Annotated in this window: 12 protein-coding genes; 4 read left to right on the top strand and 8 right to left on the bottom strand. The window is 62.7% G+C overall.

Annotation, left to right across the window (positions count from 1 at the left end):
* Window positions 1–254: 254 nt before the first annotated feature.
* The 5 genes from HUK72_RS17910 to HUK72_RS17890 all read right to left on the bottom strand — a co-directional run bounded on the left by HUK72_RS17910 (window position 255) and on the right by HUK72_RS17890 (window position 5168).
* Window positions 255–701, bottom strand: a complete 447-nt coding sequence (locus HUK72_RS17910; RefSeq protein ID WP_176598153.1) for a nuclear transport factor 2 family protein — start codon at window positions 699–701, stop codon at window positions 255–257.
* 10 nt (window positions 702–711) lie between these two features.
* The gene (locus HUK72_RS17905) at window positions 712–1698 is read right to left on the bottom strand and encodes a phytanoyl-CoA dioxygenase family protein (protein ID WP_176598152.1); all 987 of its coding nucleotides are present in this window, start codon (window positions 1696–1698) and stop codon (window positions 712–714) included.
* Between the two features lie 129 nt (window positions 1699–1827).
* A complete protein-coding gene (locus HUK72_RS17900) occupies window positions 1828–3099 on the bottom strand; it encodes an IS110 family transposase (protein ID WP_176598151.1) in 1272 nt (423 codons plus the stop codon).
* Window positions 3100–3366: 267 nt separating this feature from the next.
* A complete protein-coding gene (locus tag HUK72_RS17895) occupies window positions 3367–4329 on the bottom strand; it encodes a 3-hydroxyacyl-CoA dehydrogenase NAD-binding domain-containing protein (RefSeq protein ID WP_176598150.1) in 963 nt (320 codons plus the stop codon).
* 5 nt (window positions 4330–4334) lie between these two features.
* On the bottom strand, window positions 4335–5168 hold the full coding sequence (locus tag HUK72_RS17890; RefSeq protein ID WP_176598149.1) for an enoyl-CoA hydratase/isomerase family protein: 834 nt from the start codon (window positions 5166–5168) through the stop codon (window positions 4335–4337).
* Between HUK72_RS17890 and HUK72_RS17885 the strand changes: the two genes are divergently transcribed.
* Window positions 5158–6060, top strand: a complete 903-nt coding sequence (locus HUK72_RS17885; RefSeq protein ID WP_255325855.1) for a cytochrome P450 — start codon at window positions 5158–5160, stop codon at window positions 6058–6060. The genes HUK72_RS17890 and HUK72_RS17885 overlap by 11 nt on opposite strands.
* A 44-nt stretch (window positions 6061–6104) precedes the next feature.
* Here HUK72_RS17885 and HUK72_RS17880 read toward each other — a convergent pair whose 3' ends face one another.
* From HUK72_RS17880 to HUK72_RS17870, 3 genes are all read right to left on the bottom strand, one after another.
* Window positions 6105–7367 carry an MFS transporter gene (locus HUK72_RS17880; protein ID WP_176598148.1) on the bottom strand — a complete coding sequence of 421 codons (1263 nt, stop codon included), beginning with the start codon at window positions 7365–7367 and terminating at the stop codon, window positions 6105–6107.
* A gap of 67 nt (window positions 7368–7434) precedes the next feature.
* Entirely contained in the window at window positions 7435–9774 is a 2340-nt protein-coding gene (locus tag HUK72_RS17875; protein ID WP_176598147.1) for a TonB-dependent receptor, read from the bottom strand.
* A gap of 479 nt (window positions 9775–10253) precedes the next feature.
* Window positions 10254–10895 carry a TetR/AcrR family transcriptional regulator gene (locus tag HUK72_RS17870; protein WP_176598146.1) on the bottom strand — a complete coding sequence of 214 codons (642 nt, stop codon included), beginning with the start codon at window positions 10893–10895 and terminating at the stop codon, window positions 10254–10256.
* A 241-nt stretch (window positions 10896–11136) separates the two neighbouring features.
* Between HUK72_RS17870 and HUK72_RS17865 the strand changes: the two genes are divergently transcribed.
* From HUK72_RS17865 to HUK72_RS17855, 3 genes are read left to right on the top strand one after another with little or no spacing between them, the layout of a single operon-like run.
* Window positions 11137–11820: an SDR family NAD(P)-dependent oxidoreductase gene (locus HUK72_RS17865; protein WP_176598145.1), complete on the top strand. Its 684-nt coding sequence runs from the start codon at window positions 11137–11139 to the stop codon at window positions 11818–11820.
* Between the two features lie 10 nt (window positions 11821–11830).
* Window positions 11831–12292 (top strand): VOC family protein, encoded by a 462-nt coding sequence (locus HUK72_RS17860; protein WP_176598144.1) that lies wholly within the window; start codon window positions 11831–11833, stop codon window positions 12290–12292.
* A gap of 14 nt (window positions 12293–12306) precedes the next feature.
* Window positions 12307–13548 carry a cytochrome P450 gene (locus HUK72_RS17855; RefSeq protein ID WP_255325854.1) on the top strand — a complete coding sequence of 414 codons (1242 nt, stop codon included), beginning with the start codon at window positions 12307–12309 and terminating at the stop codon, window positions 13546–13548.
* Window positions 13549–13602 lie beyond the last annotated feature (54 nt).

The following is a 13602-nucleotide window of genomic DNA, read 5'->3' as shown; positions in this document are numbered from 1 at the left end:
AAAACCCTCCCGCCGCACTTGCGGCGAGAGGGTTGGAGGATCGGTCTCCTGAACCTAGTCCGCGTGGACAAATTGGGAATGTCGGGGAATGTCCTGAATCCACCCAAATTACTCAGCTCAGCGAGTCTTGAATTTGTCCACGCCGCCTAGAACGTCGAACCGGGGTTAGGCCTCTGCACGAAACCTGTCCTTCGATACGCCATTTCGACAAGCTCAATGGTCGCTCAGGACAAACGGAAGTGGTGCGCAAATCCTCATCCGGCTGGAGCGGAACGGACTCGCCCCCAGAAGGTCTGCGCCGCGGCATCCAGCATGTCGGCGCCATAGGTGATCAGGCCCTGCTCTACCCGGTAGAGCATGGCCCATTCATAATGGATGTCCTCGCCATTCGCCGCGCTTTTGCGGTAGGCGCGGGCGTGGACGAAGGCGCATTCCCGGTCGACGCCGGTTATGGCGATGATCTCGTCCCGCCTGTCCGCCAGCGCTTCCGCGCAGGAAGCCGCGAAGGTGAGAAAGGCGTCACGCCCGACCAGCGTCTCCTTCGTGCCGCTGGGCCCGAACAGGCTGTGCATGACATCGGGATGGAAATAGTCCGCTGGCGACGGTCGGCCTTCCTCTACGACGGGAAAGACGTCGGGATGGTGCCGGCCCCCTTCCGTGAAGCCGAACATCCGCGTCAACAGCTTCACGGCATCGTTCATCGCCTTGCCCTTATCCTTCCGCCGCCTTGCGCAGCATGACGGCGCGGTCGCCGTCCCGCACCACGACCAGTCGCATGCCGGGCTTCATATAGGTGACGAAGTCGTCGAAGCTCTCGCGCACGCCCGGATCGATCGGCCGCAAATAGCTGTCCTTGTCGACATTCAGCGTGATCTCCCCGACCCGGTCCGCGTCCACGGTGACGGTCGTGGGCGTGAAGGACTTGACCGTGGCCGCGACGGCGCTGGGATTGGCGGCGGACTGCACGCGCGAGTCGAAGGAAACGCGCAGCCGGTCGCTGCTGTTGGCAAGGCCGCAATGCGGCGTGCACGGATGCACGACCAGCACGTCCCCCGGCATATAGTCGGTCGTCGCCCAGCTTTCCGCCGGGATCGCGTCGCGCGGGATCGGGAAAGGATTGGGCTTGCCGACATTGTGGAAATAGCCGCGCTTGTTCTGGCCCACCGCCAGCGCCAGCCCGCCCATGTCGCGGGTGCAGGGGGTCAGCGACACCCAGACCGGGCGATAGTCCTGAATGCCGGGGCTGTAGAAGCCGTCCTGATGCACGGTGCCAAGCTTGCTGTGCGGCGGATAAGTCCGATATTGCACGATCGGGACGGAGCAGGCCGGTTCACCCAGCACCTTTTCCATCACCGCCTGATTGGCCGGGTCCTCGATCAGCCGCCTGGCGATGCCGGCGTAGAGATCGCTTTCCTCCATGCCGCCGACCGAGGGCTTGCCCGTCCACTTGCCAGTGGGATCGCCCGGCTCGACGAGCCCCATCTGGGCGGCGACCGCGAGCATTTCATCCCGTGCCCGCGCCACCGTATCCGCATCGAACACGCCGCGCAGCAGAATATAGCCCTTCTCCTCGTAGAAGCGGTTGAGCGCTTCCGGATCGTCCAGCAGATGGTTGCAGCTTTCCAGCTCGCCCGCCGCGACGACATCCTGCACATGCAGGTCTTCGGCTTCCGGGCGATTGATCACATCGACGGTCATCTCTTCCTTCCTCTCCACTCGGACCGGCCAACCTTTGGAGGCGCCGGGACGGGACCATATTATCATGGCCGGGATCGGGAGGGTGGGATGGTTTTCGTCTAAGGAGAAACAAAACCGATTGTCTGTGGATCATGGGGCCTCTGCGATTGGTTGAAGCTCGACCTGGAAGCCAAGCTTGGTGAGCTGGGCGACCAGACGCCTGGCTTTGCATTCGGCGGAGCGACGGTCGAATTGGTCGATGCCAAGATCCTGATGTACGACGCCGTTTGTGAGCATGTGCCAGATCGCGGTGAGCATGGCGGCGGCGACCGCACAGATCGCTTTCTTGGGACCCCGCCGGCTGCGCAAGCGGTTGAACTGCGCCTTGTAATAGCTGTCTTTCTTTTTCACGGCAGACCAGGCGCATTGGACCAGCACGGTCTTGAGCCAGCGCCCGCCCTTGCGCAGGTGCGAGGATTTGCGCTTGCCGGCGCTCTCATTCTGCCCCGGACACAGCCCGGCCCAGGCGACAAAATGCCCGGCGGTGGCAAAGCGGCTCATGTCGGTGCCGGTTTCCGCCAGGATGCTGGTGGCCGACAGGGTGCTGATGCCCGGCATCGTGTTGAGAAGATGGATCAGGGATCGAAAGGTGGCTCGCCCGGGCGCCACCTGCTGGTCCATGGCAGCGATTGCGGCATCAACTGCCCGATCGATCTCGATGATCGCCTTGTCCAGCGCGTCATACTGCTCGAGGTAGAGCCTGAGCATGAAACAGTGATGATCGGTCAGCCGCCCATGCAGCGCATCATACAGATGTTTGGGAGTGGCCTTGACCCGTCCATCGGCCAGGGCCGCCAGCCTGGCCGGATTGCGGATCCCGGCGATCATCGCTTCGATCATCCGGCGGCCCGACACGCCCATGATGTCGCTGATTACCGAATCCAGTTTGATATTGGCCTCTTCCAACGTCTTCTGGATCCGCTGGGTGTGGCGGGTCTGCTCCTGGATCAGCTGCTTGCGCATGCGCATCAGCGAACGCAGCTCCTGCGTCGCCTGGTCGGGAACGAAGCTCGCCCGGATCAGGCCACAGGCGACCAGATCGGCAATCCAGGTCGCGTCATTGACGTCGGTCTTGCGGCCCGGAACATTCTTGATGTGCGCGGCATTGGCCAGGATCAGATCGAAGGGGCCCTCGCTCAGGATATTCCACACCGGCTTCCAGTAGACCCCGGTCGCCTCCATCGCGACATGGCTACAGCCTGAGTCCGTCAGCCACGCCAGCAAGGACGACAGGCCCGCCGTCGTGGTCTCGAAGGACTGGCATTCCCGGCTTGTCTTGCCCTCCGACGCCAGGCGTACACAGCCCACGATCATCGCTTTGTGTACATCCAGACCAGCGACACGTTCGTGCATGATCTCCATCGAGACTCTCCTCTCACCAGTGCCGCCAGCGTGGGGACCTCACCGAAAAGAACTCTAAGGAACGCGCTCCAGGAACATGGCTGCTCCCTGGCGCCAATGGGGGTGATCGAGGCGCCCCGGGTCCAAACTACTTTACGGGCTCTCCAGCACCATAGCAAAAAGCAACCTCCGTGCTGACGACGTCGACATAATATCGCGCGGAGCGCAGCCCGACCAGTTTCAGTTAAGGGGGTCAGCCAAAGGCTGGTGCCGAACTACTTTCGGCTATTATTGCTCATTGTCCGGCGCCAGAAGCTTCAGCATCTGCATCAGCTTCTCATCCTGCCAGGCGGCTATTTCCGCTACGCTTCGCCCGGCCGCCGCTTCCTCCATCTGCTCGACCAGCATCGCCTGCAAGGCCGGATCGGCCAGCGGCGGGTCGGTCATGCTTTCCCAGCGTCTGACGATGCCAGGCCCGAATTTCGGCAGGAATTCGGCCAGACCGCCCGCGCCGCCAGATGTGTGGAAGGTGGTGAACTGTCCCTGGATCGCCCATTTGAGCGCGAAGCTGTGTTTCATCGCCTTGTCGATGTCACCGACGCTGGCATAACCCTCCGCCACCAGCCGCACCGCTTCCCGGAACATGGCGGCGGTCAGCCGGTTGCCGATATGGCCGAAAATCTCGCGCTTCAGCCGGATCGGCTGTTTGCCCATGGCGGCATAGAGCGCGAAGGCGGTGTCGACCGCCTGCTCGGCGGTCCGTTCGCCGCCGCCCACTTCGACCAGCGGGATCAGGTGCACGGGATTGAAGGGATGGCCCAGCACGAAGCGATCAGCGGTCGCAAGCCCGGCCTGTAACTCGGTGACGGGCAGGCTCGACGTGCTGCTGGCGATCAGCACATCCGTAGGCGCCAGCCGGTCGAGATCAGCGAACAACGCCTGCTTGACCTCGGTGCGTTCGGGCGTGCTTTCCTGCACGAAATCCGCGCCCGCAAGCGCGTCGGCCACCGTGTCGTGGACCGAAAAGCGCGAAGACCAGTCGTCGTCGGCCTGGGCCAACCCAAGTTCGACCATCTGGTCCCAGGCACCCGCAACATGGGCGCGGGTGCGCTCGCCCGCGCCGGGCATCGGATCGTAAAGGCGCACGGCCCGGCCGCTGCCCAGAAAGGCAGCGACCCAGCCATTGCCGATCACGCCGCCGCCGATCGCGGCGACGGTGCTTATGCTGTCCGCGTCGCGATAGGCGGCCATGGCGATCAATATCCCTTGAAGACCGGCTTTTCCTTGTTGGCGAAGGCGGTGGTCGCTTCCTTGTAATCCTGCGTCAGCATCGTCATCGCTTCATAGGCGATGGACAATTCGCCCGTCAGGTTCACCTGATCGCGGATGCACTTGTTGACCGCCGCCTTGGACCAGCGGACCGCCCACATCGGCTGTCCGGCGATCTCGCGCGCGATCTTCAGCGCTTCCTCCAGCACCTGCTCCTTGGGGAAGGCATAGTTGACCAAGCCGATCTCCTCGGCCTTCTTGCCGTTCAGCAACTTGCCGCGCATCAGATATTCCTTGGCCTTTTGCGGCCCGACCAGCAGCGGCCACATCACCGAACCGCCGTCGCCCGTCACCAGGCCGACGCGCACATGGGTATCGCCCAGTTTCGCATCCTCCGCGACGATGCTCATGTCGCAGAAGGCGAACAGCGACGTGCCAAGGCCGATGGCGTCGCCATTGACCGCCGCGATGATCGGCTGGGGCGTCATCAATATCTGATCCCAGATGCGCAGCGTGTTGATCGGCACGCGCAACGCATATTTCAGGCCATATTCGGTCTGGGCGCGCTCGGCCATCAGCTTGATGTCGCCCCCGGCGGAGAAGGCCTTGCCCGCGCCGGTCAGCACGATGACCTTGATTCGCTCGTCACGTGCCAGCTTCAGCCAGATGTCCTCCAACTGCCAGTGATTGTGTGGCCCCACCGCGTTCAGCTTGTCGGGCGCGTTCATCGTCACGACGGCGACGCCGTCTTCCCCGATTTCGACCTTGAAGAAATCGAACTCGCTATAGTCGATGTCGCGCTGAAACTCGTTGTCGCTCATAATCGTCTCCGGACTGGACAATCGGGCGGACAAGCGGGGCAATTTCCACGACCTTTTCTGCCTGCCGCTGCCTGCCCGGACCATGTGCTTCATGCTGGGAGCGGACCAGGCGCTCTACGCGGATTACAAGCGTTGGGCGGACGAATTGCAGTCGCTGCTGTTCAACGACAAGAACCCAAGCGCCGAACAGACGCTGATTGCGGAAATCCAGCCGCATTTCATGGGCCTCATCGAAGCGCGCAAGCAAATGTTGCGCGATGCGGGTATCGATGAACCGACCCATGAACATTGGGGAACGGTGCTGCCGTTCGACTATATCTCGCTCGGCCTTGTCAGCCGCGTGGAGGGGCGGCGCTTCAACGACATGGAATTGTTCCAGATCTGCACCGCGTTGCTGACCGGCGGGCAGGAGACGACCACCAGCCTGCTGACCAATATCGTCTGGCGACTGCTGGAAGTGCCCGAACGGTGGGAACGGCTGAAGGCCGAGCCGCATCTGGTGGAGAATGTGATCGAGGAAAGCCTGCGCTTCGACCCGCCGATCAATTCCCACTTCCGCACCAGCCTGTGCCCGGTGCGGATGCACGGCGCGGAGCTGCCCGAACGCAGCAAGCTCATGTTCTCCATGATGGGGGCCAATCGCGATCCGGACATTTTTCCCGATGCCGACAGCTTCGTCATGGATCGGCCGCTCAACCAGGTGAAGCGGCATTTGTCTTTCGGCTATGGCGTGCATTTCTGCCTGGGCGCGCCGATCGCCAGGCTGGAAGCGCAGGTCGGTCTGCGCAAACTGGTGGAACGCCTGCCCAATCTTCGCCTGACCGGAAGCCCAGAGCGGATCAATAGCTGGATCTATTGGGGCCAGCGCGAACTGCCTGTCGCCTGGGACTAGGCATGGCTCTTCCGTCCCATTCGTGGATCGAATGGGGCGGACGATCAGGCGGCGGCTTCTCCGGCGACCGGCCTTGCGGACCATTCCGGCTCAACCTCCGCCTGCTGCGGGTAACGACCCATCAGCAAATAGAGCATTATCGACGCAACCAGCCCGCCGATCACCGTGATCAGCGCAACGCGATAGTTGCCGAAATGGTCGTAGAGGAAGCCAATGCCGACCTGCCCCGCCACGGCCATCAGCGTCATCACGGTGATGGTGCTGCCGTAAATGGCCGAATAATGCCGCATGCCGAAATAGCGCGCAGTCATATAGGCGACGATGTCGATCTCCGCGCCTTGCGCCGCGCCGATCAGCATCGCCGCGACCAGTGCCACGGGAAATGTCAGGGACCCTTGCAGCATCAGGATGCAGCCCAATATCGGCCCCAGGCTGAAGAGACACGCGACCGCAGGCGCCCAGACCCGGTCGATCAGCGTTCCCGAAATCAGGGTGCCGATCAATACGGACCCCGCCAGCACGCCGGTCAGCATGGCCGCGTCGGCCGGCGCGATGTCGAGCGCGGTCAGCAGTGGCTGGAACTGGCTGAGCAGGGTCGACAGCGGCGCATAGCCGAAGCCCGCGCACAGGCAGAGGAGCAGGACGCGCGGTTCGCGCCGCAACAGCGCCAGATAGCTGCCCCCGTCCCCCGAGCGCGGATGCGGCCGGTCCGTCTCGGTCGATGGGGGCGTGTCGCGGATGCCGATCCAGCAGACTGGCAGGCCCACCAGTAACACGATGCCCGCGAGCAGAAAGAAACCCGCCTGCCATCCTTCCCGCTCGACAAGGGCGTGCAGCGTGGCGGGCAGGAATATGCCCAGGATCGATATGCCGACCCGCGTGCACGCCAACGCCAGTCCTCGCGACTGGACGAAGCGCGCAGCGACGACGCGGGTGAAGGCAAGGCCAGTGGTGAAGATGCCGATGACCTGCAAGGCGAGATAGGTCGCATAATATTGGACCAGCGATCCGCCAAGCTGCGTCATCGCCAGATAGGCGAGACCGGTCAGCGCCATCGCCGCCAGCAGCGGGCGGCGCACGCCATGGCGATCCAGCAGCGCACCCGCGAAGGGCGAGAGCAGCGCGGTCAGGATCATCCCGTTATGGGCGGCGGCGATTTCCCCTCGCGACCATCCGAAACTTTCCTGCCAGGGTTGAATGAAGATGCTGGCATTGAATTGCAGCATGGAAAAGCCGGTCGCGACCCCCAGGGAGGAGGCGGCCAGGGCCGGCCAATGTCTTTTCCATTCCTGAGTGGCAGTGGTCATGGCATTATCCCGCGAAAGAGGGCGCGCGGCATCCTGGAAAGAGATGCCGCGCGCCGGATGGATCACGTCAGAAGCTGGCGCCCAGTTCGATCCCGTAAGTTCTGGGGGGCGAAAGGATCGCATTGGCCCCCGGTGCCGTGAAGACGGGATAGGCGGTGTCGAAAATGTTCTTGGCGAATAGCGCGAGCCGCCACTTCGCCGGCCCGACCTCGACATTCTGCAATGCGATGCGCGCATTGGCCACGTCGCGGCGGATGTCATAGGCGAAGGCGCCGAACGCTACGCGACCCGTCCCCGGCGTGTCGCTGGCCATGGCATAGTCGCCGTGGAAGGCCAGATCGCCAATGCCGACCGGCAGGCTGTAATCGATCGCCAGCGTGACCGCATGTTCGGGTAGGCTCTGGATGCGCAGTTCGGCATGGGGATCGATGATGAAATAGCTGCCGGGGCGCTTGCCATGCAGATAGGCGTAGGTCGCGGACACCTGTAGCCCACGGGTGGGCGCCGCGACGATTTCCAGTTCCCCGCCGCGGATGCGGGTGACGCCCGAAGCGTTCAGCGTGTCGGTGATCGCCGGATCGCCCGTCGGATCGAGCTGGCTGGTGATCTGTCGGTTGTGGATACGGTTTTCGAACAGCGCCACGTTGACGCGCCGGCGGCGTTCGATCAGGTCGCTTTTCACGCCGATTTCGAAGGACTTGTTCACCTCGGCGCCAAAGAGCTTGAACAGGGGCGATCGTACCGACACGCCGCCAGCCCGATAGGCCTGGGCATAGCGGCCATAGATATTCACATCGTCCGTGACGTCATAGGCGATGGTGAAGGCCGGGTCCCAGCGCCGCTCGCGGAACGGCGCGCCGGTTATGGCTGTGGGAGCGCCGTTGAACATGGTGCGGTCAAAGGTCTTCTTGTCATCCGTATAGCGCAGGCCCGCCGTCAGATGCAGCCGGTTGTCCGCGAAACCGGGCGACCAGGTGGCTTGCGCGAAACCCGCATATGAGGTGGATTCCGCGCTCTGGGAATTGAGCCCGGCAGCCGCGCTGCCGACTGCGAAGGGATTGACCCCCAGCGCCTGGGTGAAGGTGGGATTCGTATAGACGATGCTGAGCAGCGTCTGGCGGGTGTCCTGCACCTTCTCATGAAAATAATAGGCGCCCAGCACGAATTCGACTTCGGGCAGGCTGCCGACGAGCTGGAATTCCTGGCTCTCCTGCTTCTGCTTGACCTTGTTGTAGGAAGTCACGCCGGAAATGCCCCAGATGGGCGTGGCGGGATCGATCCCCAGGCTGGTTCCGCCAAGCCGGGGAAACAGGATGCTGGCGGAGCGGGCCGCGGGGAATTTGCTCAGGCTGAACGCTCCGCCAAGCTGATTGGCGCCCTCTTCGTCCGTCTTGCGGAAGGCCGTGATCGACCGCAGCGTCAGCGCATCGTTCAGTTCCCAGCCGGCCTGAATCGTGTGGCCCGACGCTTCGGTGCGGAAAGGCGCATTATAGAGCGATGTCCACGCCGTGTCGGTGCGGCGGTCGATCCGGTCGGTCAGGGGACGCGCGCCAGTCAGCGTGGCGAGCGGCAGGATCGTCCGGCCGTTCGGGTCGATCAGCGGCGGCCGGACCAGCACCTTATAGTCGCGCGTGTCCTTGGTCACGCTATGGTCGTAGGCGTAATCGACGGTGATCGCGGATGTCGGCTGCCACCTGACGCTGGCGCGATAGCCTTCGCCGTCGAACGCGCCGAAATCGTCCTGACGAGCGATCCGGGCCACGCGGGGACCGTTTTTGGTCCATCCGCCATGGCTGGAATTGAGATAATCCAGCTTGATCGAGAAACCCGCAATTTCCGGCAGGTTGAGATGCGCTTCGTAGCGGCGCTGGTCGAAATTGCCGATCGTCACCTTGCCGTCGCCGCCGAATATGCCGGTGGGTTTCTTGGTGACGATGCGGATCGCGCCGCCTTCGGCATTGCGGCCGAACAACGTCCCCTGCGGGCCGCGCAGCACTTCGATCCGTTCGGGGTCCACCAGCTCGGCGCCCATGCCCTGGGCGCGGCCCAGATACACGTCGTCAATATAGACGGCGGTGCCAAGCTCCACCGTGCCCTGTCCCGGATCGCTGTTGGTGACGCCGCGCATGTCGACGATCAACAGGCTCTGGCTGCCCGCGAAAGGCTGCATCACCACGCCCGGCGGCGGCGACTGAAACAGGGCGGTCAAGCCGGTCGCGCCACGGGCTTCGAGCGCCTCGCTCGAATAGGCGCTGACGGCAATAGGCACGTCCTGAAGATTTTCGGCGCGCTTCTGGGCGGTGACGATGATTTCCGCGACGCCATCCTGCGCCAGCGCCGGGGCGGCAAGACCCGTCAGAAGACCGGGCAGCGAAATCCCGGCCAGATATAATTTCCCTCTCAGCATATCTTCTCCCATCTCGCACTCGTCACTTGTAAGACATGTGACTTAAGGTGAGACGCATCTCTTAAAGAGGAGAAGGCGGCAGCGCCAATCCATACGGAAATGATCGCCTATGCGATCCATGGCGCGCAAGGACGGCTATGCGGGAAGGATCGGCTTGCCTTGGAGCGTGCTGCATTCAATCTGACGCGGGTCGCGCGCTCCAACTTTTATTGTCGCATCTGTTGAGTAGAAAAGCGGTGCCCACTTTTCTGCACGATGCTTTAGGCGGCGTGGACAAATTCAAGACTCGCCGGACTGAGTGATTTGGGTGGATTCCCGCCACTCCCTTATTCGTCACCCCGGGCTTGACCCGGGGTCCCGCTGCCTTGGGCTGGGCGCGGATAGGAGAAGAAAGCGGGACCCCGGATCAAGTCCGGGGTGACGGAGAACTAACGTCCGCTCCTGGCCATTTCCCGACATTCCCAATTCGTCCACGCGGCCTAAGCCGAGGGTGCGGGACGAAGGCAAATGGCTTCGAGCATGCTGAGACCTTCCGCCAGGAATCCCGCTTCGGGCATGACCGCGAGCCCTTCGGCCACATTCTTGTCGCGTTCGAAGATCATGTCGAAAAAGGTGCACGCGCCATGCCGCAGGCGGTAACTCAGCAGGTCCGGCGACATGTCAGGCCGCAGGGCGAAGTATAATGCCATGGCCTCGCCGCTGGCGGGCGTCGAATAAAGCTGCGAATTGCGAATCTCGGCCCCCTCCCGCCAACGTAGCGCATGGCGGAAAAACGCGGCGTAGCGATGCACCCCCTGCGCGTCGCGCAGTTCGTAATTGGGCAGGACCAGCGCGCCCAGCACTGCTGCCGCATCCTTCTCCCGCCCTTCGGCGCGGATCAGGTCCACCATCTCCCGCCGTCGCGCGTCAAGCGCGGGCAGGCGGTGCGCCCAGATCGCGCGAACCAGCTTTTCCCGATCGTTGAAATGATAGCTGACGGCGGAATTATTGGCAGCATTGGCTTCCAGCCGAATCTGGCGCAGCGACACATTTTCGATCCCATATTCCCCGAACAGCCGTTCCGCCGCCTCTACCAAGGCCAGGGCCGTGCCCTTGAACGGTTGGGCAGGAAGATCATTCATGATGGGAAACCGCTCTCTCACTATTGCCGTGGACCGCACCGCTATCAGCCCAACGCCGCCATATTGCAACGGCGCGGAGAGCCGCTCGTTGTGGCGTCGATCCCATGACGTCCATCACATAGGCGATGGAAGCGGCTTGTCACCCGCTTTGGAGGTTGAGCGGCTTGCAATAAGACATGTTTCTTATATTGCACGACGAAGCTGCAAAAAGCCTGAAAATAATGTTGAGAGGAAGGCCCTGATGCTGGATTCCCTGTTCGGATTGTCGGGCAAAACCGCCCTGGTGGTCGGTGGAGGCAAAGTCCCCCACGCCATTGCGTCGCTGTTCGAAACAGCGGGCGCGGCGGTTACCCATGCGCGGGAACCGGAACTGACGGAGGAGGGTGTCAAGACGCTGTTCGGCGGCGTGCCCGAACTCGACATATTGGTGAACGGCGCCATCGTGACGGGCCCCTGGCCGCTTGATGACCTCACCATGGAGGAATGGGATCGCGTGCACGCGACCAATGTCCGCGGGGCGTTTCTGCTCATGCGGCAGGCCGTCCGGACGATGCGGGCGCATGGCCGGGGTGGCCGCCTTGTCAACCTGTCGACCATTGGATCGGTCCATCCGGTGCTGCATGGCAATTATGCCTATGGATCGTCGCGCGCGGGCACGAACGCCCTTAGCCGGCAGTTCGCGCTCGATTGCGCGGCGGACGGCATAGCGTCGAACGCGATCCTGGTCGGCGCCATTCCCTCGGACCCCTTTCCCGAAGGCTGTCCCATGCCTTCCCAGGGGCCCGGCATGCGGCCGGAGCGCTTTCCCATGGGCCATGGTGCGCCGGAGGACGTCGCTCCGGTCGCGCTGCTCCTGGCCTCGGCCGCCGGTCGCTACATCAACGGCCAGACGATCGTCGTCGATGGCGGCTTCCAGATCGCGTGAGGAAGGTTGCATGACCACCCTCTTCGACGGCTTCTATCAAATGGGCTTTGTCGCCCGCGATCTCGACCAGGCCATGGCAGCGCTCGGGAAGCGTTTTGGCATAGCCAGCTTCCGCCGGAAGCGTTCTTCGCCTTTCATGGACGCGGCCCATGCCTGGGTGGGCGCCACCATGCTGGAACTCATCCAGATCGGTCCCGGCGCGCCCGTCATCTATGAAGCCTATTTGCCTGATGCGCCGTCGGCGGTCCGCCTGCATCATCACGGCTTCCGCGTGGCCGATGCCGTCGCGTGGGAGGAGATCAACCGGCGCATCGAGGGGGCTGGCCTGGCGACCCCGATGAAGGGAGCCGTCATGGATGGCCAGCTCAACTACATCTATGCCGACACCCGGGCGGATACCGGGGTTTACAGCGAATATGTCTATCTGACCGGGGCCGCGACGTCGATCTATGACGACGTGCCCCATAATTGAAGGGGAAAATCGGGATGGCCGACGCCGATATGGTCGACATCTATGCGCAGCACCAGGCGCTCTATAATCGCGTGCCTGTGCCGGACCATGTGCCGCCTGAATTGGTGGTGGATTTCGATTATCTCCACCCGCCGGGCATTGAGGAAGGCGACGTCTATACTGCGTGGAAGAGGCTGCATGACGGACCCGACATTGTCTGGACGCCCTGCAATGGCGGGCATTGGATTCTCACGCGTGGCGAAGACATCAGGTCCGTGCAGGAGCATTTCGAGATTTTCAGCCATGAGGTGTTCACGATACCGCGCGGGTCGTCGCCCATCCGCATGCCGCCGCTGACCGTCGATCCGCCGCTTCACGCCCGGTATCGCGCCATTCTCAACCCCTTCTTCACCCCCAGCCGCGTCGCTCGGATGCGCGAGGATGCCGTAGCCCTTACGCGCAGCCTGATCGAAGGGATCAAGTCGAAGGGACGATGCGAGTTCGTCAATGATTTCGCCCGAATCATGCCGGTCACAATGTTCCTCGGCATCGTCGATCTGCCGCTCGACCAGCGGGAGCAGTTCGTCGACTGGGGCGTCACCTTCATGACTGCGACGGATTCGAAGGTGAAGCTGGGCGCTCAGGAAAAGGTTGTCGCCTATCTCCAACAAGTTCTCGATGAACGCGCCGGCAATCCTGGCGATGATCTGCTCAGCAAGATCGCGGGATGGCGGAACAATGCCCGTTTCCAGGGCGACTATGAAGTCATCGGCATGGCCGTTCTGGTCTTCTTCGGCGGTCTCGACACCGTCGCCAACATGCTGTCCTTCATCACCCGCTATCTGGCACAAAATCCGCAACAGCGCCGTCGCCTGGTCGATGAACCGGGAATCATCCCCAGAGCCACGGAAGAGTTTCTGCGCCGCTTCGGACTTTCGAACACAGGGCGTCTGATCCTGCGGGATTTCGAATATAAGGATGCTGTCTTCAAGAAGGACGAAATGGTCATGGTGCCGATTTCGATGTCCAGCATGGATGACCGGCTCTACGACCGGCCGATGGAGATCGATTTCGATCGCGATCCCGTGCACAACACGTTCGGCAACGGTCCGCACAAATGTGTCGGCAGTCCGCTGGCGCGGGCTGAAATCCAGGTGTTCCTGGAGGAATGGCTGAAGGCCCTTCCCGATTTCCGGCTGGATCCGGAACGGCCGCCCGTCACTCATTCCGGGTCGGTCAACGGAGTGGACTCGCTGCATCTCGTCTGGGATGTTTGAGGGGTCGACCTACCGACCGGGATCGACACGCCATTTGATACGCCATCGCGCAAG

It is taken from the genome of Sphingobium sp. 15-1 (genome assembly GCF_013375535.1).
In the GTDB taxonomy this organism is placed as follows: Bacteria; Pseudomonadota; Alphaproteobacteria; order Sphingomonadales; family Sphingomonadaceae; genus Sphingobium; species Sphingobium aromaticivastans.
The sequence above is the reverse complement of the archived record's forward strand: the minus strand, read 5'-3'. Positions and strand labels throughout refer to the sequence as shown.